The organism is Streptomyces sp. NPDC000345 (assembly GCF_042898825.1).
Lineage (GTDB): Bacteria > Actinomycetota > Actinomycetes > Streptomycetales > Streptomycetaceae > Streptomyces.
The window spans coordinates 36,326-60,246 of record NZ_JBIAZE010000015.1 but is presented as its reverse complement, the minus strand read 5'-3'; the positions used below and the strand labels follow the sequence as shown (position 1 = coordinate 60,246).

Sequence of the window (23,921 nt, the reverse complement as noted above, 5' to 3'; positions counted from 1 at the left end):
ACCTCCGCGCGCAGTCCGTCAGTCCGTGAATTTCCGGAAGTACCCGGTCAGCACCTCGGCCACGTCTTCGTCGGGGACGATGTGCCATTGCCCGACCAGGCTGCTGCGCGTCGCGTCCGGCAGGGCGCCCGCGACCGCGCGTGCCCATCCCGTGGTGAGTCCGCCCGTGCCGCGCTCGCTGTCGATGACCAGGGTCGGGGTCCGGACGGAGGCGATGACGTCGAGCGTCGTGGCGTCGGAGACACGGCAGTCGTAGACGAAGGTGTGCGCGATCTCCACCAGCGCGGGCCAGGTCTCCGACTCGCGCATGCCGGCCACCAGCTCCGCGGGGACGCCGATCGCCGTGTGGAAGAGCTCGACGGCCTCGGGCCGCTTCCCCTGGGCGATCAACTCCGCCAGTTCGCCGGTCAGGTCGCGCTTCTCGACCGGGCTGCTGTCCGTCCAGATGGGCGGCTCGAAAACGGCGAGCGCCGGGATGGGCAGGCCGGCCGCTGCGGCGTGCAGGGCGAGCAGCGCGCCCGAGGTCATGGCGTAGACGAAGGCCGACCCGCCCGCCGCGTCGACGAGCGCGGCCAGGTCGTCGATCTCGCGCTGCAGGGCGTAGGGCTGCGGGTCGGAGCTGGCGCCCCGGCCGCGCCGGTCGTAGACGAACACGGTGAAGTGCGGCGCGAGCAGCTTCGCCAGGGAGCGGTACGATCCCAGCTCCCGGTAGCGTCCGGCCGGGTCGACCATGATCAGCGCCGGGCCGGTCCCGCTGCGTTCGTAGGCGATGCGGGCACCGTCCGCCGAACGGACGGAGCCTGTCAGGGGTTCGAGCATCGTTTCCTCACCCTCCGTCGGAGACAGTCGGACACACCGGAACGGCTCCTTGCGGAACTCAAGCAGCGCGTCCCCGCGCACGCAAGATCGCTTCGAGCCGTCTGGAGCCGCGCTCGAGTGCCGTTCGAGCGCGGATCGAGCGGGGCTCGAGGCGGGACGTGGGGGAAAGGCCGCCGGAGCACGGCCCTCCGGCGGCCGCTCGCCGCTTGTCCCCCCGTCAGGCGGTCTTCGAGCGGCGGCTGTGAGCTTGAGGCTCGCCGGACGGGCGACGAGCGAGGGGGCTGCCATGCGGGTGCTGGTCACGGGAGGTGCCGGGTTCATCGGCCGGAGGACCGTGGCCGAACTGGTGCGGCTCGGCCACGAGGTACGTGTGCTGGACGCGCTGCTGCCCGAGGCGCACCCGGAGCCGGTCCCGCCGCGACTGCCTGGCGTGACCCGGTTCGTGCACGCCGATCTGCGGGACGAGGCCGCCGTGCGCCGCGCCCTGGACGGCGTCGGGCTGGTGGTGCACCTGGCCGCCGTCGTCGGCCGGGGCAGGGAGATCCTGGACGCCCCGAAGCACGTCGGCTGCAACAACCTGGCGACCGCGGTGCTCCTCGCGGCGATGACGGAGGCGGGCGTCTCCCGCATGGTCCTGGCCAGTTCGGTGGCTCTGTACGGCGAGAGCGGCTACGTGTGCCCGCGGCACGGCCGGGTGCGCGCCCCGGCGCGGTCGAGGTCCGACCTGGACGCGGGCCGTTTCGACCCCCGGTGCCCGCACTGCGGGGCGGGGGTGCGCGCCGAGCCGGTGACGGAGGACGACCCGGTCGATCCGCCGCGCAACGTGTACGCCGTGACCAAGCTGGCCCAGGAGTATCTGGTGGCCGCCTGGGCAAGGGAGGCGGCGGGGCGGGTGGCGGCGCTGCGCTACCACCATGTGTACGGGCCGGAGATGCCCTACGACAGCCCGTACGCCGGTGTGGCCGCCGCCTTCCGCTCCGCGGTGGCCCGGGGGGAGGCACCCGAGGTGTACGAGGACGGTGCGTCACAGCGGGACTTCGTCCATGTCCGGGACGTCGCCGCGGCCAACGCCGCCGCGGCGCGCTGGGCCGGTGCGGAACGCGCCGAGGGACTGCGGGTGTTCAACATCGCGAGCGGCGAGCCGCGTTCGGTGGGGGAGCTGGCGGCCGCCGTCGCCGCGGCGGGCGGTGCACCGCCGCCCGTGGTCACCGGGCGGTACCGGATCGGGGACGCACGGCACATCGTGGCCTCGCCGGCGCGCGCGAGACGGGAGCTGGACTGGCGGCCCCGCGTGCCGTTCCCGTCCGGGGTCAGGGAGTTCGTGTCCGCTCCGATGCGCGGTGCGGCGCCGTGAGGCACGGCTCGGGTCCGGCGCGCTTTCCGGGCCACCCCATTTACTTTCTCTTTGAGGCTCCTTTACCTCCGTCAAGATCGAGGGAACTAGACTGACCGTAAATACGCCAGCTTTTAGGAGTTGATTTCACACAGAAGGTTCACAGGCTCTACCGCGTCTCCAGATCTGATTCCTGATTTCGTAACCCCTCACATCCCTTCGCCGCTCGTTTCGTTGCGTGGGGAAAACGTACGACGTTGAGATCGGGGAACCGCATTGATGACTGACCAGAATTCGCCGGCCGACGCCCCGAATGCCACCCCCCACAACCCCCACCCCTCCCACACCCCCGCTGAATTCGCCGTCCTGGGCCCGCTCCGCGTCGTCCGCGACGGCGTCGACATCACGCCGACCGCCCCCAAGCTCCGCCAGGTGCTCGGGCTGCTGCTGCTCCGCCGCGGACAACTCGTCCGCACCTCGGACCTGATCGAGGAGCTGTGGGGCGAAGCGCCGTCCGGCAGCGCCGTCTCCACACTCCAGACGTACATCCACCAGATCCGCAAACTCCTCGTCGAGGACCCCCTCGCGGACGACCGTCCCGTCCTGCACACCACCCAGTCCGGCTACCTGCTCACCCTGCGGCCGTCGCAACTGGACCTGGGCGAGCTGAAGACCGTGGTGCCGCTCGGCGGCATGGCCCTGTCGCGCGGCGATCTGCACGAGGCCGAGCGGCTGCTGGGCCGGGCCCTGGCCCTGTGGCGCGGACCGACCCTCGCCGACGTGGCCACCGGACGGCTCCTCACCATCCATGTGGAGGCGCTGGAGGAGACCCGGCTCAGGCTGCTGGAGCTGGTGCTGGAGACGGCGCTGCGGCGCGGCTCGTACCCGCTGGTCATCAGCAGGCTGCGCGCGCTGCTGCCGGCCCACCCGCTGCACGAGGGCTTCCACGCGATGCTGATCCGCGCGCTGCACCGGAACGGACGGCGCAGCGAGGCGCTCGACGTGTACGAGGGGCTGCGCGACACCCTGGCGGACCGGATGGGGCTCGACCCCTCGGAGGAACTGCGCAGACTGCACGAGGAGATCTCCCGCCGGACCACCACGGCACGGTGCGCCCCGCCGCCGGAGGCACCGCATCCGGTACCCGCCGAACTCCCGCCGGATCTGGGCGACTTCGAGGGGCGGGAGGCGGTGCTCGACCGGATCGGGCAGCATGTCGCGGTGCCGTGCGGGGAGAGTGCGCCCCGCATCGCCTGGGTGACGGGCATGCCGGGGGTGGGCAAGAGCGCGGTGGCGGTCCGCGCCGCACACCGGGTGAAGGACCAGTTCCCCGACGGTCAGCTGTACGCCGATCTGGCGGGCACCCGCGAACCGGCGCAGCCTGCCCGGGTACTGCTGTCCTTCCTGACCGCCCTCGGGCTGCCCCGCGCGCAGATACCGGACGACGTGGAGGAGCGGGGCAAGCTGTGGCGGACCGCGACCGCGGGCAGGCGGCTGCTGGTGATGCTGGACGACGCGGCGTCGGCCGAGCAGGTGGAGCCGCTGCTGCCCGGCTCGGGGAGCTGCGCGGTCCTGGTCACCAGCCGGTCGCACGGGCTCGCCGGAGCCGCGCTGGTGTCCGTCGAGCCGATGGAGCCGGCCGACGGCCTGGATCTGCTGACGCATGTGCTCGGCACCGGGACGATCACGCGGGACCGGGCGTCCGCGAAGCGGCTGGTGGAGCTGTGCGGGGGGCTGCCGCTCGCGCTGCGCGCGGTCGCCGCGCGGGCTTCGGCCACCGGGGGACGGTCGCTGCGCTCGCTGGCCGACCGGCTGGCCGCCCCGGAGACCCTGTTGAGCACATTGCGCTTCGGCGGGCTGGACGTGTCCAGGAGTTACGACCTGGAGCGGGGCCGGCTCGCGGACTCCGAGTGGTCCGCACTGCGGCTGCTGAGCCAGCTCCCGGAGCACACCTTCACCGCTCGGCAGGTCGCCGAGGCGTTCGGCTGCAACGACAGCACGGCGGAACAACTGCTGATCCGGCTCGCGGGGAACCATCTGATCCGGGTCGAACCGCGGCACGACCGCCGTCCTCACCTGCGGTACACCATCCACCGGATCACCCGGGCGTACGTGGCCCAGCGGGTCCGCCCGCCGGTTCCGCAGGCCGCGTGAGTCACCTGTAGGCGGGCAGATGGGCGTCGAGGACCCGGCGGGCGTACTCCTCGTCCGCCGGGCGGGAGGCCAGCTCGGGGACCAGCCGGTGGAGCCGGTCGACGCAGACCCGGTGCGGCTGCGGGCGGTCCGCGTACTCCCGTACGGCCAAGACGCCCAGGCCCGCGGCCAGGTGGTCCACGATCAGCTCGACGGGGACGGCGACTCCCGAGGCCACGTTCACGACCGTGCGCGACGTGCCGCGGGCCATCAGCCGGTCGACGGCCGTCACCACGTCGGCGACGTCGACGAGGTCCCGCCAAGCGCCCCGGTGCACCCGCACCCGGCCCGAGCGGAGCTGCCGCACCAGCGCGGGGAGCAGCTGGTGCGGTGGCTGGCCCGGGCCGACGACGTGCGAGAGGCGCAGGATCAGATGGTCGGCCCCCGAGGCCGCGACGACCGCTTCGAGGCCGAGCTTGTGGCGGCCGTACGCGTTGGCCGGGAAGACCGGCCCCGACTCGCGGCCGGGCTCGTGCGGATCGGTGTACATCGCGGCCGAGGCGGTCGAGAGGAACAGCAGCTTGCGCCCCTCGCGCAGGCACTCGCGCAGGAGCCGGTGGACGAGTTCCGCCTCCCGGGCGTAGGCCCGTTCGGGGATGTCGCCGGTCCCGGAGACTCCGGCGGCGACGGCCACGACGTCGGGGTACGCGCCTTCGAGGGGAGCCAGCGCACCGGCCAGGAAGCCGGTCCCGACGATCTTCATCGGTGGGCCACCGGTACCCGGCTGTCGCCCAGCACCAGGCTGAGACCGCCCGCGCCCGCGCTGCCGGCCGAGGCGCCGTACGAGCCGCCGATCAGCAGCCGGGAGACGCCGTGCACCTGCCGCACGGAGGCGCCGTCCAGCACGATGGACTCGTCCAGGCAGGCGCCCTCCAGCAGACAGCCCGCGCCGACCGTGGTGAACGGGCCCAGCGTGCTGTCCCGGACCACCGAGCCCGGGCCGACGATCGCCGGACCGTGTATCTCCGAGCCGAGGATCCGGGCCCCCTCGCCGATCAGGACCGGGCCGGTCAGTTCGCTGGCGGCGTCCACCGAGCCCTCGACGCGCGGCTCCAGCGGGGCGAGCAGGGTGCGGTTGCACTCCAGCAGGTCGTCGGCGTTGCCGGTGTCCTTCCAGTAGCCCTCGTAGGTGCTGCCGCGGACGTCGTGGCCGGTGGAGATGAGCCACTGGATGGCATCGGTGATCTCCAGTTCGCCCCGTGCGCTGACGTCGACGGCACGCACGGCTTCGTGGATGCGCGGCCCGAACAGGTAGACGCCGATGACGGCCAGGTCGCTCGTCGAACGCTGCGGCTTCTCCTGGACGCCGGTCACCCGGCGCTCCGCGTCGAGCGTCGCGATGCCGTACTCGCTGACGTCGGTGACCTTGCCCACCGCCAGTTGCGCGTCGGGGCCGACCGTGGCGAATTCCGCGACCAGTTCGCCGATCCCGCCCGCGAGGACGTTGTCGCCGAGGTAGAGCACGAAGTCGTCGTCGCCGAGGAAGTCCCGGGCGATGAGCACCGCGTGCGCCAGGCCGCGCGGCGCGTCCTGGCGGAGATAGGTCACGCGCAGGCCGAAGGCACTGCCGTCTCCGACGGCTCCGCGGATCACGTCCTCCCATTCGCCGACGACGATCCCCACGTCCGTGATCCCGGCGGCCCTGATGTTCTCCAGGCAGTGGAAGACGACCGGCCTGCCACCGACGGGGATCAGCTGTTTGGGCATGGTCCGGGTGATCGGCCGGAGGCGGGTGCCGCTGCCGCCGGCGAGTACGAGGGCCCTCATCTTGTCTCCTCACCACCGGGTGGCTCCGGCCGCCCTGCGTGAACGACGCCGTGTGGACGCGGAGAGCATGGCCACGGGCGCTTGACGGCTGCTCGACCACCGGCTGAGGGGGCGGCCGCGGGGCCTCGGGCCTCACTCGACGCGGGACGTCAGGGAACCGCCCGGAGCGGGCCGCCCCGGCCGTCCGGCACACGCCGGATCCCGCGACGCCGCCTGCGGACCGCCGCGCGTCCCGGCCATGCCGTGTGCTCCGCCGGCCCCGACGTCGCCGAGCCCGCGCTGTCGGCCCACGCCCACGGCAGCGGAGGGCCGGCGACCGGCTGCCCCGGCTGCGGCGCCGCGCGCGTCCCGGTCGACTCCGGTGTCCCTCCGAGCCGGTGCCTTCGTACCGCTCGCCGTCGGCGGGGGCTCGGTCCGGGTGCGGAGGCCGTCCGCCGGACGCGTCCGGCGGCACGGCGCGGGGCGCCGGCCAGGCGGCTCTCTCACGAGCGCCCCCGAGCCGACCGCCGCAGGCGTGCCCGAGCCCGGAAGCCACCCCCGGACCCGCTACCGGCGCACTCCGCAGCTCGACGGCGAGCCGGCCTCCGCAGGCGCCGCCGTCGGCTGGGAGGACAAGCCCCCGGCGGGCGTCAGTCCTCGGCCACGCCGGAGGGAGCAACCGGGCCCGGCCCGCCGCCCACCCTCGCCCGCCCGCTCACACGCGCCGTCCAGCGCCGCGACAGGGACCGCCCTCATGGACCACCCCGGATCCGGCGGGACGCCCGGCCTGGCGTCCTCCCCGCAGGGGAAGCCCTCCGGGTACGAGCCGCCCCGCCGCCCGGCGTTCCGCGTACGAGTCCGCCCGCACCGCCCGCGTCCCGCACACGAGCCGCCCGCACCGCCCGCGCGTCCTGCCCCCGGGGTCCGGCACCGAAGTCCCGGGGCTCCAGCGCCGACGGAGCGGTCCCCGCGCCGAGGGACCGTGGTCCGGCGCCGAAGGACCGGGGTGCCGCGCCGCAGGCCCCGCCCCTGCGCCGAAGGACCGGGGTGCCGTGCCCCCCGCCCGCGCGGCACTGCCGGTGGTCACCAGACGGGGTTGAGGCGGGCGAACTTGTCGGCGAGCCGCTCGGTGGCGTAGAGGCGGGCCAACGCGGAGTAGCCGAAGCGCACTTGTGCCTCGGTCGAGAGCACCGGCTCGATCAGGTGCTGGTCGAGGATCGACTCCAGTGCCGACTCCACGGTGGCCAGGTCCCAGCCGAGGAAGTCGGCGGCCATCTCCGCGGTGAACTCCGCGCTGGGCAACATGCTCAGCAGCCGGAAGGCGGCCTGCTCGCTGCGGGCCAGCGACTCGTAGCTGAGGTCGAACATGGCACGGACGTCGTGGTCGCCGTAGCGCAGCTCGCTCAGCGGGGTGCGGGAGCGCACCAGTTGGTCCGCCATCTCGGCGAGCGGGAACTGCGGCATGACGGCCAGTCGGCTGCCGAGCGCGCGCAGTGCCAGGGGCAGCGCGCCCGCCAGGTCGACGAGGCGCTCGGCGGCGGGGCGCTCGCGCTCCACCCGGTCACGGCCGAGCACCTTGGCCAGCAGTTCGACGCCCTCCTCCCGGGTGAGCGCGCCGAGTTCGAGCGTGGTGGACCCCCCGTAACCGTGCAGCCCGCGGCGGCTGGTGACGATGACGCCGCAGTGCGGGTCGTTGGGCAGGAGGGCACGCAGCAGGCCGATGTCCGGAACGTCGTCGAGGACGATCAGGATCCGCAGTCCGACGGTGACCGAGCGGAAGAGTTTGGCTCGTTCCTGCTCGCCCTCGGGTATCTCGCCGTTCGGTACGTGCAGGGCGCGCAGGAAGTTCCCGAGGATCCCGCAGGGTTCGGCGGGTCCGGCACCCGACGGCAGACGCGCGTAGAGCTGGCCGTCGGGGAACCGGTCGCGCAGCCGGTGCGCGGCCCGGGTGGCCAGTGCGGACTTGCCGCAGCCCGGGGCGCCGGAGATCACCACCAGGGGCGCGGTGGTCCGGCTGTCGTCGGGGCTGAGGCGCCGGGTCAGCTCCTCCACGTGCTCGGCACGGCCGACGAAGTCCCAGATGTCGCAGGGAAGCTGGGACGGCGGGGTGAGCACCTCCGGCTCGGCCGTGTCGGGCGGGAGCGCGCCGGCCGGGGAGGGGGCGGGGACGGAGTCGGAGGACAGCATCTTCTGGTGCAGCGCGGTCACCTCGGGCCCGGGCTCCAGTTGCAGCTGCCTGACGAGATTGGCCCGCAGGGTCCGGAACACCTCCAGTGCCTCGTAGCGGCGGCCCGACTGGTGCAGGGCCGTCATCAGCGCGGCGTGGAACCACTCGTGCAGCGGGTGCTCGGAGACCAGCACCTTCAACTCGCTGACCAGCTCTATCTGCCGGCCCGTGCGCAGGTCGGCGTCGATGCGCAGTTCCAGCGCCTGGAAGCGGACCTCCTCCAGCCGGACGGCGTAGGCGTACAGCAGCTCGCCGGACTCGACGTCCATCAGGGCCGTACCGGTCCACATGTCCAGGGCCTGGGCGAGCCGGGCGCCGGCCTCCTCGGCGCGGCCTTCGGCGAGCAACCCCTTGCCCTCGTCGACGAGTTCACCGAAGCGGTGGACGTCGGTGGCGGCGTCCGGGATCGTCAGGGAGTACCCGGCCGCGCTGGTGCGCAGCAGCTCGTCGGCGCCCTGCTCGGCGAAGATCCGGCGCAGCTTGTAGATGTAGGTCTGGAGCGTGGTCATGGCGCTGCTCGGGGGATTGTCCCCCCACAGTTCCGTGATGAACTCGTCCACCCGCACGATGCTGTTGCGGCGCAGCACGAGCAGTGCGAGGACCTGCCGCTGCTTGGGTGCGGTGGGCGTGATGTCCTGGTCGCCCGCGAGCACCTGGAGGGATCCCAGCACCGTGAAGCGTAATCGTGCGGCGACCGGAGAAGTAGCCCCGTTCATATCGTGCCCCCTTCAAAGCTAGGTCAGTCCGTAGTAGATCAGTCCCGGGCCACCTCCGGCAGTTCGAGCGGGCGACCCCAGCCACCGACGTCGCTCCGGGCGTACGGTCCCCGTGGCGCAAAGTGCGAACCCCCTGGCCGGCAGCCGTCACAGGACCGACGCACGAGCCCGGACGGCGTCCACGACGCGGGCCTGTTCGGTCACCGCCCACGGGTCGCTGCACCGCGCTCCGCGCACCGCGCGCACGAACGCGCTGGTGCTGCCGTCGAACTGATCGAAGGCGTTCAGTATCAACTCCTCAGTATGGTCCTGTCGTTCGAGGCGCACGACCGGTCGCAGGGTGCCCGGCGGGCTGTAGACCCGGTCGACGCTGAGCCGGCCCTCCGAACCCCACAACGCGTACGTGTTCCGGTATGCGTGAGCGAAGCCGAAACTCACCTGCGCGGTCACGCCGTCCTTCCGCGCCAGCAGCGCCCCGCCCGCCACGTCCACGCCGCTCGCCGGGTCCGTGCGCAGCACCGCGCCCGCCACCTCAAGGCCCGCGCCGAGGAACTCCAGCGCGGCCCGCACCGGGTAGACCCCGACGTCGAGCAGCGCGCCCCCGCCCAGCTCCGGGCGGTAGCGGACGTCCTCGGGGGGGCGTGGCGGAATGCCGAACGCCGCCGACAGTTCGCGCAGTTCGCCGATGGCGCCGCTCTCCAGCAGCCGGCGGACCTCGGCGTGCAGGGTGTGATGGGGGAAGGTCATGTTCTCGTGCAGCACCAGCCGTCGTTCCCGGGCGAGCGCGAGCAGTTCCTCCGTCTCCGGCCGGCTGACCGTCGTCGGCTTCTCCACCAGGACGTGCTTGTCCGCCAGGAGCGCCCGCTCGACCCACTCGCGGTGCAGTCCGGTCGGCAGCGGCACGTACACGGCGTCCACGTCGTCCCGCTCCAGCACCGCCCGGTAGCCGTGGACGGGTGCGCCGCCGAAGCGCTGCGCGAAGTGCGCGGCCCGGTCGGGGTCACGGCTGCCGATGGCGGTGATGCGCGCCTGCGGTGCGGCCGCCAGCACGGGCAGCGTGCGCCGCCAGGCGATGTCGGCGCAGGAGATCACCCCGAACCGTACCGGCCGCTCACTCATACCGCGCCTCCGTCGCCTGCAGGCACGCCAGCAGGGTGCGGGCCTGCATGTTGAGGTGGTACCCGTACTGGACGAGTCCGGTCAGTTCTCCCAGGCCGGTCCACCGGAAGCCCTCCCCCGGCTCGTCCGGCCCGTCGGCCGCCTCCACCAGCAGGAAGCGCTGCACCGCGTGGTGGAATCTGCCGCCCTCGTCCGACAGCCGGGTGTCGAACCGGATCCGTGCGGGTCCGGCGGCCAGCACCTCGTCGAGGAAGCGGGGCGGCCGGGTGTAGTTGGTGGGGGTGCACTGCACGGTGGGGGCGAGTTCGAGCAGGTCCAGCGACCCCGCCTCCGCCCTGGCCTGCACCAGCACCTGGGTCTCGCCGGCCCGTTCCCGCACCAGGAACGCCACCAGTCCCTCGCCGGCCGGGCGCAGCAGCGGCTGGGTCCAGGCCGGGACCTCGCGGCTGTCGGCGCGCACGTCGGCCGCGACGATGGAGAAGTAGCGGCCCTGCTCGTGGGCGATCGCGTCGGCCGTGCGGTGCCAGCCGGGCAGCCCGGCGAGCGGCACCCGGCGGCGCCGCACCAGCGTGGCCGCCTTCCTGCCGGTGAGCCAGCGGCGCAGTTCCGCGGTGTCGCGCCGCCCGGCGAACGGGAAGCAGGACAGCACGCTGCGCGCGTTCATGTTGACGACGTTGTCACGGTGCAGCAGGGCCCGCAGCTCGCCCGCGGTGAGCCAGCGGAAGTCCTCGTGCTCGGGCACCTCGCCGGTCGTCTCGACGACCATGTTGCGGTTGCGCTTGCCGAGGAACCAGGAGCCCGGCTCGGACTGGAGGACGTCGACCAGCACCCTGTCGCGCCCGGGGCGGAAGTGCTCCAGGTACCGCACCCCGCGGCCGCGGTGCACCCCGGTGAAGTTGCTCCAGGTGGCCTGCACCGTCGGCGAGAGCTGGACCGAGTTGATGTTGCCCGGTTCCATCTTGGCCTGCATCAGGAAGTGCAGGACGCCGTCGAACTCCTTGGCCAGGATGCCCAGTACGCCGATCTCCGGCTGGTCGATGACCGGCTGGCACCACTCGGCCGCCGGGGTGCTCACGGCCAGCCCGCGCACGCCGAAGAACTGGCCGCTGCGGTGCACGAGATCCCCGTACGAGGGCTCGAACGACCAGCCGTCCAGGTCCGCGAAGGGGATCAGGCAGACATCGGCGCGCTGTTGCGCGGACCGCTGCCGGAACCACGCGTCGAAGTCCCCGGCGGTTCCCCGCGCGAGGGCCGCGGACTCCTCGAAGCGGCGGACGGTGTCCAGGACCGGTGCCGGTCCCGGCGGCGGAAGGGAACGGGTCGTGGGCATGGCACCTCCAGTGACGAACCGGGCAGGCCTGCGGTGACCGATCAGGTGATCGAGCCTCGGTCGAAGGGCTCAACGGTCACTTGACGCTCCCTCCACACCCGCACCGGGCGCCCGCTCCGGTGGCGAGGCCCTCAAGGGCTCTTCGAGACGGCGCGGCGATCCTGCGCCGGACCAGAGGCTCTCTCAGGGAGGCATCGGCCATGCGATTCCGCCGGCTCGGCAACAGCGGTCTCCAGATCAGCGAGATCATCCACGGCACCATGCGGCATCCCGCGGGCGCGGTCGACGAGGCCGAACTGGCCCATCACGCACGTGCCGCGCTCGACGCGGGCATCACGACCTTCGACACGGCCGACATCTACGGCATGCACGCCTGCGAGCGGTCCCTCGGCAAGGCCCTCGACGGCGTACCGCGCGACACCGTCGAGCTGATCTCCAAGGTGTCCATGCCCGTCAGTCTGAGCCCCAACGGGCAGGGCCTGTCCCGCAAGCACATCATGGAGTCCATCGACGGCTCGCTGCGCCGGCTCGGCACCGACCACCTCGACGTCTACGTGGCGCACCGCTACGACTACGCGACCCCGCTGGAAGAGACCATGCGGGCCTTCGCCGACCTCACCCGCGCGGGCAAGATCCTCTACATGGGCTGCTCCGAGTGGCGGCCCGAGGAGCTGCGCCGCGCGGTGCCGCTGGCGCGCGAGTACGGCGTGCAGCTGATCGCCAACATGATGCGCTACTCGATGCTGTGGCGGCTGCCCGAGCAGGAGACGATCGGCGTCTGCCGGGAACTCGGCCTGGGCGTGGTGCCCTACTTCGGGCTCGAACAGGGCGTGCTCACCGGCAAGTACCGCCCCGGCGAGCCGTATCCGGACGGCAGCCGCGCCCACGACGCCAAGGGCGGGCGGGCGGCGCTGATGCGGCAGATGCTGAACGAGGACGTGCTCTCCCGGGTGGCCGGGCTCGGGCCGGTCGCCGGGGAACTGGGCATCACCACCGGACAGCTCGCGACCGCCTGGCTGCTGAGCCGTCCGGCGGTCTGCGGCGTCACCGTGGGCGCCACCCGCACCGAGCATCTGCAGCAGGCCGCCGCGGCCTCCGGCGTCGTCCTGGAGCCCGGGGTGCTGGAGCGGATCGAGGAGATCCTCGGCCCCGTGGTGGTGCGCACCGAGGCCGATCTGCCGCGGACCGAGGGGGCGTGACCGCGATGACGGACGTCCTGATCGCGGGGGCCGGTCCGGTCGGGCTGACCCTCGCGCACGAACTGCTCCGCCGCGGTGTGCGGGTCCGCCTCGTCGACGCGGCGGCCGGCCCGTCCCCCACCAGCCGCGCGCTCGCCACGCACGCCCGGACCCTGGAGATCTACGACCAGATGGGCGTGGTCGGCGGCATCCTCGCCCGGGGCCGCAAGGCGCAGCACTTCAGCATCCACCGCGGCGGACGGCGGCTGGTCCGGTTCGGCCCCGAGTACTCACGGCTGCCCACCCGGTACCCGTACACCCTGGTCATCGACCAGGCGCTGACCGAAGAGGTGCTGCGGGAGGCCGTGGCCCGGCAGGGCGTACGGGTGGAGTGGGGCACCCGGCTGGTCTCGCTCGACCAGGACGGCACCGGCGTACGGGCCGTCCTGCGGCACACCGACGGCACCGAGGAGACGGCGGACGCGGCCTGGCTGGCGGGCTGCGACGGCGGGCACAGCACCGTGCGCGAGGAGCTGGGGCTCACGCTGACCGGCGACTCCACCGAACGCTGGCTGATCGCCGACGCCGTGGTGGACATGGAGCTCCCTCCCGACAGCCTGCATCTGATGCACGTGGGCGGCGGCACCGTGATGGCGGTGCCCTTCCCCCAGGCGGGCAGGTGGCGGCTGCTGGACACCGTGGACACCGACCACGCCGACGATCCCCGGCTGGTCGCGGCGCGCTTCTCGCGCAAGATCACGGCGGGCAGCGGGATGCGGGCCCGGGTGCACCAGCCCACGTGGGTCTCGGTGTTCGACATCCAGCAGCGCATGATCGACCGGATGCGGCTCGGCCGCTGCCTGGTCGCCGGGGACGCCGCGCACGTGCACAGTCCGGCCTCCGGGCAGGGCCTGAACACCGGTGTGCAGGACGCGTTCAACCTGGCCTGGAAGCTGGCCATGGTGGTGCGCGGCGAGGCCGCCGAGACCTGCCTGGACACCTACGGCGCGGAGCGTGTGCCGGTCGGCGCGCGACTGCTCAGGGCCACCAGGACGGCGACCGGGCTGGTCGCGCTGAAGAACGCGGTGCAGGCGATGGCGATGCCCGTGGCCTTCGCGGTGATCCGGAACGTGCCGGGGCTCCAGGCGGGCATCGAACGCAAGATCATGCGGAGCATGACCGCGCTCGCCCTGGACTACGCGGACGGTCCCCTCACCCGCCCGGCCCCCGACGGCCCCGGCCCCCGGCCGGGGCAGCGGGCCGCGCAGGTCACCGAGGAGGAGGCGCGCGCCCCGGGATGGCAGGCGTTCCTGGAAGAACTCCGCGACCCCCGCTGGACGTTGCTGACGCACGGCGCGCCGGAAGGTGACTGGCTGGAGCGCGCCGCGAAGGAGCACGGCGGCTGGCTGTCCGTGCGCACCGCCGGCGAGGACGCGGCCACGGGCCCCGGCGCGCTGGCCGACCCGGGCGGCGTCGCGCGCCGCGGTCTCGGGCTGGAGCCGGGGGGCTGGCTGCTGGTCCGGCCCGACGGCTATCTGGCGGCCCGGGGCGACCGGCTCACCGAGACGGGGTGGGGCTCCGCGCTCGGCGCGCTGCCGCTGGCGGAGCACGCCTCGTGAGGGGCGCCGCCGTGCCGGGAGCCGCCGTGCGGACCGTGGCGCGCGAGTGGTCGTCGAGCGGTCTCCTCCAGGACGGGGGGCGGGCGTGGATCTGGGTCTGAAGGACAGGACCGTGCTCATCACCGGCGGCAGCCGGGGCATCGGCCGGGCCGTGGCGCTGGCGTTCGCCGGGGAGGGAGCCCGGGTGGCCGTCACGTACGACACCGGGGCCGCGGCGGCGCACCAGGTGGCCGCGCGGCTGGGCCCGGACGCTCTGGCGCTGCGCCACCCGCTCACCGACCCCGGCGCTCCCGAACGGACCCTGCGGGAGCTGCGCGAGCGGTGGGGAGGCGGCCCGGACGTGCTGGTCGCGAACGCGCTGCGGCGCACCCGGCGGCGCGCGCCCGGGGAGCACTTCGAGGACGTACCGCCCGCCGAGTGGACCGCGTTCCTGGACGACAACCTGGTGCGCACGCTGCGCACGGTCCAGCTCGCGCTGCCCGGTATGCGGGAGCGGGGCTGGGGCAGGGTGGCGCTGATCTCCTCGCACATCGCCGCCGGCGGCGCCGCGGGCCAGGAGTTCTACGGCGCCGCCAAGGCGGCCCTGCACGGCCTGGTCCGGAGTCTGGCGTGGGACGTACGGGAGGCGGGGGTGCTGGTCAACGCCGTGTGCCCGGGGCTGACCCTGACCGAGGGCGTACGGACCGAACTGCCGGAGCGGGTGCGGGCGGAGGCCGCCGCGCGCACCCCGGGCGGCCGGCTGAGCCGCCCGGAGGACGTCGCCCGCACGGTGCTGTTCCTCTGCTCAGCGGCCAACGGGAACGTCAGCGGACAGTCGGTCACGGTCGACGGCGGCCGCTGACGTCCCCGCCCGCACGGGCCCGGCTCTCACCGCAGCGTGGAGCAGCCCTCTAGCGCAAGGCGCCATCGTCACACCGGGAGCCGGCAGCCGCCGGTCCGGAGCCCGACAACAGGTGGAGGAACCGCGCATGGAGCCGCGGATCACGGTGAGCCTGGTGCAGCAAGGTGTATGGGACATGCCCCTGGAGTCCATGCCTCTCGCGGCCGGCTACATCACATCGACAGCGCTGGCGGACGACCGCATCAGTGAGCGCGTGACCATCGACATCCACAACTACAAGGGTGAGGTGACGCTCGCGGCCATGGCGAGCGACCTGCTGGAAGGGCAGCCACCCGACATCCTCGCCTGCTCGGTGCTCGGCTGGAACGTGCGCACCTTCGGACTGCTCGCCGAGACCTACAAGCAGCTCAACCCCGACGGTCTGGTCGTGTTCGGCGGCACCCACGTCGCCAACCAGGCCGAGCGCATCTTCCGCATGTACCCGCACGTCGACGTCATCGTCAACGGCGAGGGGGAACTGACCTTCCGCGATCTGATCCACGCCCGCCTCGACGGCCGGGACGGCACCGGCCTGCACGACGTCCAGGGCATCTCCTTCCGGGACCGCGAGGGCACCGTGGTGACCACCGAGGACCGGCCCCGGATCGAGGACCTGGACATCATCCCCTCGCCCTTCCTGACCGGCGCGATCCCGCTCACCGACGACGACGGCCGGTTCCGGTACGACGTCGCGCTGATGGAGACCAACCGCGGCTGCCCGTACAAGTGTTCCTTCTGCTACTGGGGCGGTGCGGTCGGCCAGCGGGTGCGGGCGTTCTCGCGTGAGCGGCTGCGCCAGGAGCTGGAGCTGTTCGCCAAGCTGAAGGTGCACACGATCGTGCTGTGCGACGCGAACTTCGGGCTGCTGCCGATCGACGAGGAGTTCGTGGACGACCTCATCGAGGTGCGCAATCTGTACGGCTATCCCCGCGCGCTGGAGACCTCCTGGGCGAAGAACAAGTCGAAGGTCTTCTACTCGATCGTGCACAAGATGAAGGAAGCGGGCATGCGCAGTTCCTTCACCCTGGCACTCCAGACGCTCAACCAGGACGCGCTGAAGCTGATGAACCGGCGCAACATGAAGGTGAACGCCTGGGAGGACCTCGTCGAATGGCTCGACGGGGAAGGGCTGGACTGCTACGCGGAGCTCATCTGGGGCGCGCCCGGCGAGACCGTCGAGACCTTCATGGAGGGATACGACCGGCTGTCGAAGCACGTCTCGCGCATCGCGGTCTACCCGCTTCTGCTGCTGCCGAACACGGAGTACGCGGAGCAGAAGGACGTGCACGGCATCATCTCGGTGCGCGGCGATCACGACGACTTCGAGTACGTCCTCGCGCACCGCACCATGAGCTACGAGGACAACCAGCGGATGCAGAGCTTCCTGTCCTGGTCGCGCATCCTCTGCGAGAACGCCGTCTTCCGGCACATCTGGGTGGCGCTGCGGGAGTTCGCCGGCCTGCGCCAGTCCGAGGTCCTCCTCGACATCGGGGCCTGGATGGCGCAGACCGACGACCCGGCGGCCGAGCCGCTGCGCAACACCTTCGAGAAGATCGCGGGCGGCGCCGACCTGTACGGCATCGCCGTGAGCTACCTCTACGGCTCCCCGGACGCCAAGCGGATGCTGGGCCGCTGGTGGAACGAGTCCATCCGTCCCCGGGTGCCCGAGGAGCACCGGGAGGTGCTGGACGAGGTGTTCCGCTACGACATCGTCACCCAGCCCGTCTTCCCGCAGGAGGAGACGGCCCCGGCCGAGGAGGAGCTGCCGACGGTCGTGCTGAACGGCGAACCGTTCTTCCTGCGGGAGGGCATCCCGTTCCGCTACGACGTCCGCCGGATCGTCGCCGACCTGCGGGCGGAGCGCACCCCCGACCTCACCCCCGGCTCCCACCTCGTGGACCTGCACTACCGCAAGGGATTCGAGAACTTCGCGACGTCCACCAACCACGAGGAGATCGTGCACTTCATGGGCATGACCCGGGCCCAGGTCGACCTGGAACTGGCCGGTGCCGCCGCGGACGGACAACCCGAGGTCGCGGCGCTGCTCGGCGACCGGGGCGGCTGCGGCTGAGGACGCGGCGCCCCCCGAACCCACTCACCGATCACAGGAGGAGCCGAGACGTGCCGAACCGTCGGAGGACCATCGCGCGGACGGTGACCGTCGCCGCGCCCGCGGCCACCGTGCACGGCGTGCTGCGCGACGTGGAGAGCTGGCCGCAGTACCACGCGCCGGCCGTGCACGCCGAGTACGAGGAACGCGGCCAGGAGCAGGACACGGTCCGGATCTGGTCGCTGCACGGCCGGGACGCGGTGCGCAGCCGGCGGATGCGGCGCACCTTCGACCCGTCGGGGCTGCGCATCACCTTCGAGCACCTGGACCCCCGGCCGCCCGTCACCGCGGTGTCCGGCGGCTGGCGGCTGACCGCGCGGGGCGAGGAGTCCACCGAGGTCGAGATGTGGCACGACATCGAGGTGGCCGGGGACGAGGCCGCCGTCGAGGAGACGGCCGCGGCGATCACCGAGGGCACCCGCGCCCATCTGGAGACGCTCACGGCGACGGCGGAGAACTGGAAGGAGCTGGAGCAGCGGGTCGTCGACTTCGAGGACCCCCTGTTCATCGCGGGCTCCGCCCAGGACGCCTACCAGGTGCTGTACGAGGCCGACAAGTGGCCCGAGCGGATGGCGCACGTCGACGCCATCGACATGACCGAGGACGAGCCGAACGTGCAGTTCTTCGACATGGAGACCAGGACCGCCGACGGCTCCTCCCACACGACCCGCTCGGTGCGGCTGTGCTTCCCGCACCATCTGATCGTCTACAAGCAGATCGAACTGCCCGCGCTGCTGGACGGGCACCGGGGCTCCTGGACGTTCACCACCACCCCGGAGGGCGTGGTGGCCGCCGCCCGGCACATCGCCACCGTCAAGCCGTCGGCACTGCATGTGCTCGGCGAGGGCACCACCGTGCCGAAGGCCAGGCGGTACCTGCGCCGGGTGCTGAGCGCCAACAGCGTGAGCAACCTCTACGTCGCCAAGAAGTACGCGGAGGAACGCGCCGATGACTGAGCCGGGCCCGCCGCCGCCCGCCGTGGTGCGCGGACCGCTGCCGGCCACGGCGGAGCGGCTGGACGGCCTGGTCCGGGACGCCGCGCGCCGGCATCCGGACCGGGTCGCCGTCCGGGGTGTCTCCGGCGCCGTGACCTTCGGCGAGCTGGACCGGCTGGTGAGCCGGTGCGCCCGGGCGCTGACCCGGCTCGCCGGCGGGCCGGGGGCGGTGATCGGCCTGACGGCGGCGCTCGACCCGGCCTGCGCGGTGGCGTACTACGGCATCGCGCGCGGCGGTTGCACCGTCGCGCTCGTCAACCCCCTGCTGGGCGACGACGAGTTGACGCGGGCACTGCGGGTCGCCGGGCCGCGGGTGCTGGTGGCGCCCGAGCGGGTGGCCGGGCGGCTGCGGGACCTGACCGGGCGGCTGGACGGGCCACCCGCGGTGGTGACGCTGCACCAGGGTCTGTCCGGCCTGATGGCACGGGAGGAGGACGCGGCCGAGCAGGTGGCGCCGCCCGCGGAGCGCGCCTGCGTCCAGTTCACCAGCGGCACCACGGGCGAGCCGAAGGCGATCGTCCTCAGCCACCGCAATCTGTGTGTCAACGCGGCGCAGACCGCTCAGGCGCACGGCCTGGACACCACGTCGGTCACGCTCAACCACCTTCCCAACTACCACCCCATGCACCTGAATTCGGCGATGTGCGCGGGCGCGGAACAAGTGCTGTGCACCTCCCCGGACAGTGCCGACGCGATCGCGCTGGCCAACCGGCACCGGGCCACGCACTACTACAGCCTGCCCGTACGGCTCGCCCGGCTGGCCGCGGACCCGGGACTCGGCGGGCTCGCGCTCGACACCGTCCGGGCCGTCTACTCCGGCGGCTCCGCGCTGCCCGTCGCCGCCGCCGAGAAGCTCTCGGGGCACTTCGGGATCCCCGTGGTGCAGGGGTACGGGCTGGCGGAGACCTCGCCGCTGGTCCACTGCGACCTGCCGCAGCGGTCCAGACCGGGCTCGGTGGGCGTGGTGGTGGCGCAGACCGAGTGCCGTGTCGTGGACGTCACCACCCGGGCCGAGCTGCGAGCGGGCGAGGTGGGTGAAGTGCTGGTGCGCGGACCCCAGTTGATGACCGGCTATCTGGACGGCCCGGGCCCGGTGGACGCGGACGGCTGGTTCGCCACCGGGGACGTGGGGCGGGTCGACGAGGAGGGCTATCTGTTCCTCGTCGACCGCCTGAAGGACGTCTTCAAGCACGGCAACTGGCTGGTCTCGCCCACCGAGATCGAGCGGGTGCTGCTCACGCACCCGCAGGTGGCGGACGCGGTCGTGGTGGACGGGCCGGACGAGTTCGCCGGCTCGGTGGCGCACGCGTACGTGGTCGTGCGCGGTGACGCCTCGTGCGCGTCGGTGCGCGACCACGTCAACGAGCGGGTGGCGCCCTTCCAGCGGCTGCGGACCGTCACCGCCGTGGCGGAGATCCCCCGCACCGCGACCGGCAAGATCCGCCGCCGCGAGATCCGGGACGGCCTGCTGGGCCGCCCGGACCCGAGAAACCCCAGCATCCTGTCGACCAGGGAGGAGACAGCGCCGTGATCACGCTGATCAACCGGTTCACCGTGACCGAGGGCCGCAACGCCGAGTTCGAGGACATCCTGTCCGGGATCACCGCCTACATGACCAGCCGTCCCGGGTTCCTGGGACACACCCTGTACCGCTCCACCAAGAACCCCGAGGTCTATGTGGAGACCGCGCGCTGGACGGACGCCGCGTCGCACCGCGAGGCGATGAGCGCGGAGGACTTCCGCTCGCGCGCCAAGTACCTGATCCAGGTGGCGAAGCCGGACCCGGACCTCTTCGAGGTCGTCGACGAGAACTGACACGGCACGGTGAGGGGGCCGGTCCCGTGGGACCGGCCCCCTCACCGTGTGCCGCCGTCCCTCAGGACAGGTCGTCGCGGGTCACCGTGCGCCGGCGGATCAGCCAGCCGCCCGCCGTGTGGTCGCGCACCATCTCGTCCTCGCACACACAGGTGCGGTGGAGCACGGGCGAGCCGCCCCGGACGGTGAGGAACACCAGGGCGTAGCAGCGGACCCGCACCGTGCGCCCGTCCGGGTCCGGGCGCACGCAGACCATGCCGTGCCAGTGCCGCTGGATCTCACCGCGCTCGGCGCGCTCGGCGGCCGCGCGGGCGACGGCGGTCGTCAACGCCTCGCGGCCGCGGGCCGGTTCGGTCATCAGCGGCAGCAGCACCTCGGCGTCCTCGGTGAAGGTCGCCGCCCATTCCCCGGCGGCGCCGGCGTCGAGCAGGTGCATGTGGTGGGCGTAGAACTGCTGCACCTCGGCGTAGAGCCGCTCGAAGGCGACGGGTGTGGTGGTGGAAAGCATCGTGTGGCCTCTCTTCGGGGCAGGGGTCGGTCAGTTCTCGGGGATCTCGGCGACCGCCCGGCACCAGCCGGCGCCCGCGCCCGCGACCTTGACCGGATAGCAGCTGACGGTGAAGCCGTACGGGGGCAGCGCGTCGAGCCCCGTCAGACGTTCGATCTGGCAGAACTCGCGGTCCCGCCCCAGGAAGTGCGCGGGCCACAGCACTCCCCGGTCGCCGGACTCCTGGTAGCGGCGGATCATGTCGGTGAACGGGGCGTCCAGGCTGAAGGCGTCGGTGCCGATGACGCGCACGCCGAGGTCCAGCAAAAACGCGGTGGCGCCGCCGTCCAGGCCGCGGAAGTCGGTGAAGTACCGCTTGGTGCCGACCAGTTCGTCGGCGCCGGTGAGCAGCAGGGCGATGTCCAGCGGCTGCGGGGTGTACCCCGTGCGGGCGAGCTCGGCGCGCAGGTCGTCCGCGCCGGCCGTGCTCGCCTCGACACCGCGCACGTCGAGCACGAACGCGGGCCGGTGGAACCAGTCCAGCGGCAGCTCGTCGACGGTGCGCGGCGGCCGGCCGGCCGGTCCCCGCGTGCCGTAGTGCGAGGGCGCGTCGACGTGCGTGCCGGTGTGGGTGGTGAGGCCGAGGGTGTCGATGGAGAGCAGTTCGCCGTCGGGCAGCACGGTGTGGTCGAAGTCGAGCCCGAAGTGGAGCTTCATCTCCTCGCTCATGTGCCGGGCGCCCTCGGCGGGAGAGACGATGTCGTGGGTGACCTTCTCCGGTTCCCACTGCCCGGCGTCGATGGGGGTGGACAGGTCCAGCATGCGCATCACGCACCTACTTCCTGGTCAGGCTCTCTCGACGGTGGTGAACAGTTCCTCGGCGACCCGGACGGGCCGCCGGCCGTAGGCGATGGAGCGGGTGATCCGGTCGAAGAGCGGGGTACGCCGCAGGAGCGCGGTGACGCGCGGCCGGATGACGTCCTGGAGCCCGCCGCGCGACAGCATCCCCTTGCTCTGCATGACCTGGGTGCGCATCACCGCGTCGATGTCGGGGCGCCGGTCCGTCTCGTACGGGCGGAGCACCTCCGCGCGCGCGTCGCCCCGGCGCACCGCCTCCACCAGGAAGGGGTGGGCGAGGGCCGCGTCCTGGAGGGCGAGGTTGATGCCCTGGGCGCCGAGCGGTCCGTGGGTGTGCGCGCTGTCGCCGAGGAGCAGCAGCCCGTCGCGGGTCCACTCCTCGGCGCGGGCGGCGAAGGTGTCGAGCAGCGAGAGGTCCGTGAGGCTCGTCAGGTGTGCCTCGATGCTCTCGGCGTACTGCGGCACGGTGGCCGCGACGCGCTCCTTCACCCGCTCGACGCCCGCCGCCGCGATCTCGGCGTAGCGGCCGTGCGGCAGGGTCCAGCCGAGCTGGACCCTGCCGGGCCAGGAGCGGTAGGCGAGGACGGGGCCGCCCGGGCCGCGGTGGATGGTGACGTCCTGCGGCGGGTCGCCGTCCGGGGGCAGCCGGAACCAGAGCAGGTCCAGGTCGAACACGTCGGACCGGTGGTTCTCGATCCCGGCCAGGTGCCGCACCTTGGAGTACCGGCCGTCCGCCCCGACCGTCACCGGAGCGTGCACCTCCCAGGGACCCTCACGCCCCTCACCGCTCACGCCGCGCACCGCCCCCCGCTCGGTGAGCAGTCCGGTGGCCCGGCACCCCGCGAGGTACGCGAAGCCGTCGTGGCGGTGGCAGTGCGCGAGGAGTTCTTCGAGGAGATGGCGTTGCGGAAGGCTGAGCAGATGGCCGTACGGCGCGGGGAGGCGACCGTAGTCGACGTCGAGCAGCGGCCGCGCGCCCTCCACCAGCCGGAACCGGCGCAGTTCGTGGGCGCCGCGCTCCCGGGCGCCCGCGAGCACCCCCACCTGGTCCAGCAGGGCCTGACCGCCCGGTTGAAGGATCTCGCCCCGGTACGAGCGGTCCAGGGACGGCGAGCGCTCCAGGACGGCGACCCGCACCCCTGAGCGCAGCAGCAGCAGCGCCGTCATCAGGCCGGCGGGGCCACCGCCGACGACGCAGACATCGGTTCTGAGCTCACGCACGCGCGCCTCCGGTCTCGGGCCTGCTCCTGGCGGTGCGCCCACCCTCGCCGGGCCGCTTCGAGTCCGGCTCGACCTGCGGACAAGAGCCGGTGCGCGCAAGCGCGGGTGGACCGGGCGTCCAACCACGGTTGAGCGGCGCGCGGGAGGATCCGCCGCATCCGCCGGCCACGAGGGGAGAGACCACGTGACACCTTCGCAAGCGCCCTTTCTCACCAGGCAGGAAATCGTCGGCACGCTCATGGAGGTACGGAAGGCCGCGGTGATCCGCGCCGCCGTGGAACTGGGGGTCTTCGAGCATCTGGCCGGGGAGCCGGTGGACGCGGCGACGGTGGCCCGGGCCGTGGGGGCCGATCCGCGCGGGACGCGGATCCTGCTCTGCGCGCTGGCCGCGATCGGCGTACTGCGCGGCGAGGGCGGCCGGTTCACCCTTCCGCCCGACCTGGTCAAGGCCCTGGTGCCGGCCGAGGGCAACTACGAGTACATCGGCGCGGCCGTCAGGCTCACCTCGACCGACGCCGAGTGGCAGGGGCTCGCACGGCTCGCCGAGGCGGTCCGACACGGCGGCTCGGTGCTGGACATCGGCCTGGAGAACCCGGAGGCCGCCTATCTGGAGGAGTGGGCGGAGCTGGCCGCGGGCGGCAGCGACACCATCGCCCTGGCCGGTCGCACGGCGGAGGTGCTGCGCCCCTGGACCCGCACCCGGCCGCGGCTGTCGGTGCTCGACCTCGCCTGCGGTCCCGGCTGGTACGGGTACGCGCTGGCCGCCGCCAACCCCGGATCGCGCGTGCACGGCGTGGACTTCCCGCACATCCTGCCGTACGCCGAGCGCAACGCCCGCGAGCGCGGCATCGCGGACCGGGTCACGTTCACCGCGGGCGACATGTTCGAGGTGGAGCTGGGCGGCCCGTACGACGTGGCGCTGGTGGCGGGCGTGCTGCACCACTTCTCGGCCGGGCGGGTGCGCGCGCTGCTGGGCAGACTGGCCGAGGCGGTGGTCCCCGGCGGCCGGCTGGTGATCTCCGCGCCCGTCATCTCGGACAGCGATCCGGCGCGCGATCCGCGCGCCCATCTGTTCTCGGCCCTGATGCTGGTGCTCACCCGGGAAGGCCAGGTGTACACGCTGGACGAGTACACGGAGATGCTGGCCGGCCACGGCTTCGGAGCACCCGAGCTGCACTCCAAGCCGGGGTCGTCGATCCGGATCCTGGTCGCGGAGCGGCACTAGACACGCAGGGCGCGGCGGTGCCCCGGGTTTCGGACCCGGGGCACCGCCGC

General features: G+C 73.0%; 19 protein-coding genes. 10 read left to right on the top strand and 9 right to left on the bottom strand.

Annotated elements, in window-relative coordinates; translation table 11 throughout:
* Window positions 1–18 precede the first annotated feature (18 nt).
* A complete protein-coding gene (locus ACFY30_RS30205) occupies window positions 19–819 on the bottom strand; it encodes an alpha/beta fold hydrolase (protein WP_390848317.1) in 801 nt (266 codons plus the stop codon).
* 286 nt (window positions 820–1,105) lie between these two features.
* Here ACFY30_RS30205 and ACFY30_RS30200 point away from each other — a divergent pair, with 286 nt between their 5' ends.
* Both ACFY30_RS30200 and ACFY30_RS30195 read left to right on the top strand, forming a co-directional pair.
* A complete protein-coding gene (locus ACFY30_RS30200) occupies window positions 1,106–2,173 on the top strand; it encodes an NAD-dependent epimerase/dehydratase family protein (protein ID WP_390848316.1) in 1,068 nt (355 codons plus the stop codon).
* Between the two features lie 258 nt (window positions 2,174–2,431).
* Window positions 2,432–4,306 carry a BTAD domain-containing putative transcriptional regulator gene (locus ACFY30_RS30195; protein WP_390848315.1) on the top strand — a complete coding sequence of 625 codons (1,875 nt, stop codon included), beginning with the start codon at window positions 2,432–2,434 and terminating at the stop codon, window positions 4,304–4,306.
* Window position 4,307: 1 nt separating this feature from the next.
* On the opposite strand, the gene ACFY30_RS30190 is transcribed toward ACFY30_RS30195, so the two are convergent.
* The 5 genes from ACFY30_RS30190 to ACFY30_RS30170 form a co-directional block, all read right to left on the bottom strand.
* Window positions 4,308–5,048, bottom strand: a complete 741-nt coding sequence (locus ACFY30_RS30190) for an NAD-dependent epimerase/dehydratase family protein (protein WP_390848314.1) — start codon at window positions 5,046–5,048, stop codon at window positions 4,308–4,310.
* Window positions 5,045–6,112 (bottom strand): glucose-1-phosphate thymidylyltransferase, encoded by a 1,068-nt coding sequence (locus tag ACFY30_RS30185; protein WP_390848313.1) that lies wholly within the window; start codon window positions 6,110–6,112, stop codon window positions 5,045–5,047. The genes ACFY30_RS30190 and ACFY30_RS30185 overlap by 4 nt, the downstream gene beginning before the upstream one ends.
* Before the next feature lie 1,062 nt (window positions 6,113–7,174).
* A complete protein-coding gene (locus ACFY30_RS30180; RefSeq protein ID WP_390848312.1) occupies window positions 7,175–8,989 on the bottom strand; it encodes a BTAD domain-containing putative transcriptional regulator in 1,815 nt (604 codons plus the stop codon).
* A gap of 192 nt (window positions 8,990–9,181) precedes the next feature.
* Window positions 9,182–10,153, bottom strand: coding sequence for a Gfo/Idh/MocA family protein (locus ACFY30_RS30175; RefSeq protein ID WP_390848311.1), 972 nt, complete (start codon window positions 10,151–10,153; stop codon window positions 9,182–9,184).
* Window positions 10,146–11,483, bottom strand: coding sequence for an NDP-hexose 2,3-dehydratase family protein (locus ACFY30_RS30170; protein ID WP_390848310.1), 1,338 nt, complete (start codon window positions 11,481–11,483; stop codon window positions 10,146–10,148). Before ACFY30_RS30170 ends, ACFY30_RS30175 begins: the two co-directional genes overlap by 8 nt.
* 200 nt (window positions 11,484–11,683) lie before the next feature.
* Here ACFY30_RS30170 and ACFY30_RS30165 point away from each other — a divergent pair, with 200 nt between their 5' ends.
* The 7 genes from ACFY30_RS30165 (at window position 11,684) to ACFY30_RS30135 (ending at window position 20,080) form a co-directional block, all read left to right on the top strand.
* A complete protein-coding gene (locus tag ACFY30_RS30165; RefSeq protein ID WP_390848309.1) occupies window positions 11,684–12,682 on the top strand; it encodes an aldo/keto reductase in 999 nt (332 codons plus the stop codon).
* Window positions 12,683–12,687: 5 nt separating this feature from the next.
* Window positions 12,688–14,280 carry an FAD-dependent monooxygenase gene (locus ACFY30_RS30160; protein ID WP_390848439.1) on the top strand — a complete coding sequence of 531 codons (1,593 nt, stop codon included), beginning with the start codon at window positions 12,688–12,690 and terminating at the stop codon, window positions 14,278–14,280.
* An 85-nt stretch (window positions 14,281–14,365) separates the two neighbouring features.
* Window positions 14,366–15,121, top strand: a complete 756-nt coding sequence (locus tag ACFY30_RS30155) for an SDR family NAD(P)-dependent oxidoreductase (protein WP_390848308.1) — start codon at window positions 14,366–14,368, stop codon at window positions 15,119–15,121.
* Between the two features lie 127 nt (window positions 15,122–15,248).
* Window positions 15,249–17,231 (top strand): KedN5 family methylcobalamin-dependent radical SAM C-methyltransferase, encoded by a 1,983-nt coding sequence (locus tag ACFY30_RS30150; RefSeq protein ID WP_390848307.1) that lies wholly within the window; start codon window positions 15,249–15,251, stop codon window positions 17,229–17,231.
* 50 nt (window positions 17,232–17,281) lie between these two features.
* Window positions 17,282–18,226: an aromatase/cyclase gene (locus ACFY30_RS30145; protein ID WP_390848306.1), complete on the top strand. Its 945-nt coding sequence runs from the start codon at window positions 17,282–17,284 to the stop codon at window positions 18,224–18,226.
* Entirely contained in the window at window positions 18,219–19,796 is a 1,578-nt protein-coding gene (locus ACFY30_RS30140; RefSeq protein WP_390848305.1) for a class I adenylate-forming enzyme family protein, read from the top strand. The genes ACFY30_RS30145 and ACFY30_RS30140 overlap by 8 nt, the downstream gene beginning before the upstream one ends.
* The gene (locus ACFY30_RS30135; protein ID WP_390848304.1) at window positions 19,793–20,080 is read left to right on the top strand and encodes an antibiotic biosynthesis monooxygenase family protein; all 288 of its coding nucleotides are present in this window, start codon (window positions 19,793–19,795) and stop codon (window positions 20,078–20,080) included. The genes ACFY30_RS30140 and ACFY30_RS30135 overlap by 4 nt, the downstream gene beginning before the upstream one ends.
* Before the next feature lie 61 nt (window positions 20,081–20,141).
* On the opposite strand, the gene ACFY30_RS30130 is transcribed toward ACFY30_RS30135, so the two are convergent.
* The 3 genes from ACFY30_RS30130 to ACFY30_RS30120 are packed head-to-tail and all read right to left on the bottom strand — an operon-like array spanning window position 20,142 to window position 22,646.
* Window positions 20,142–20,588 (bottom strand): nuclear transport factor 2 family protein, encoded by a 447-nt coding sequence (locus ACFY30_RS30130; protein WP_390848303.1) that lies wholly within the window; start codon window positions 20,586–20,588, stop codon window positions 20,142–20,144.
* Between the two features lie 30 nt (window positions 20,589–20,618).
* Complete coding sequence (locus ACFY30_RS30125) at window positions 20,619–21,395, bottom strand: cyclase family protein (protein ID WP_390848302.1); 777 nt, start codon at window positions 21,393–21,395, stop codon at window positions 20,619–20,621.
* An 18-nt stretch (window positions 21,396–21,413) separates the two neighbouring features.
* Window positions 21,414–22,646 carry an FAD-dependent oxidoreductase gene (locus ACFY30_RS30120; RefSeq protein WP_390848301.1) on the bottom strand — a complete coding sequence of 411 codons (1,233 nt, stop codon included), beginning with the start codon at window positions 22,644–22,646 and terminating at the stop codon, window positions 21,414–21,416.
* Window positions 22,647–22,830: 184 nt separating this feature from the next.
* Between ACFY30_RS30120 and ACFY30_RS30115 the strand changes: the two genes are divergently transcribed.
* Window positions 22,831–23,871, top strand: coding sequence for a methyltransferase (locus ACFY30_RS30115; RefSeq protein ID WP_390848300.1), 1,041 nt, complete (start codon window positions 22,831–22,833; stop codon window positions 23,869–23,871).
* Window positions 23,872–23,921 lie beyond the last annotated feature (50 nt).